The organism is Vibrio sp. 1580, assembly GCF_033340055.1.
Genome location: NZ_JAWOVT010000186.1, coordinates 1 through 804, shown reverse-complemented (window position 1 = coordinate 804; position 804 = coordinate 1). Strand labels below are relative to the sequence as shown.

The following is an 804-nucleotide window of genomic DNA, read 5'->3' as shown; positions in this document are numbered from 1 at the left end:
ACCGTACTTTCTGGAAGTGGGCAACCATGATTATCGATAGCAATACCACCAACATCATGTTCTTCGCGCTCAAATGAGATGCCATGTTTTTGCTCGATAGCATCTAGAACTTTATGCGCTTGAGCCATCACTTCTGGGCCGATGCCGTCACCAGGAAGTACGGCAATTTTGTATGATTTGTCTGTCATGTTATTCCTTTAATCTTCTAATTTTTGAGCTTAATTATTTGAAATCGTGTTGTGTGTCTCTGAGCGATAAAGCTCAGCATGACTATACCGTAGCAATCTTTTTCTGCTTCATCTCGGCAATGGTGTCTGCGCGATGGATGCTGTTGATAACATGCAATAGTGCTTGACCAGAAGCTTCTACGATATCGGTTGAAACGCCCGTACCGTGGTATTTTCTACCTTTGTAGTTGGCAATGATGTCTGCTTGACCTAGACCATCCTCACCTTCACCTTTTGCGGTTAGATCGAATTTATCTAGTACGATCTCGTAACCTGTCACGCGGTAGATACATTGGTATAGCGCATCAACAGGCCCATTACCGACCGCCGCTTCACACATTTCCGCATCACCACATTGCATCTTGATGCTAGTGGTTGCCATCACGCTGCCCGATTGCACGCTTAGGTAATTCAACTTGTAGAAGTCATCTTCTTCACGCAAGTTGGAGAAGTGCATTAGTGCTTCCAAATCGTAATCAAACACTTGGCCTTTACGGTCGGCCAGTTTCAAGAAATCGGCGTACAGTGCGTCTAGGTTGTACTCATCTTCTTTATAACCCATGGAATCCATGTGGCT

At 44.8% G+C, this 804-nt stretch carries 2 protein-coding genes; both read right to left on the bottom strand.

All coding sequences use genetic code 11. From position 1 onward, the window contains the following. Window positions 1-188, bottom strand: a 188-nt coding sequence (locus tag R7093_RS24905; RefSeq protein ID WP_318146976.1) for an isocitrate/isopropylmalate family dehydrogenase, incomplete at its 3' end; no start/stop codon positions are given. A gap of 82 nt (window positions 189-270) precedes the next feature. Beyond that, window positions 271-804, bottom strand: a 534-nt coding sequence (locus tag R7093_RS24900; RefSeq protein WP_318146975.1) for an alpha-isopropylmalate synthase regulatory domain-containing protein, incomplete at its 5' end; no start/stop codon positions are given.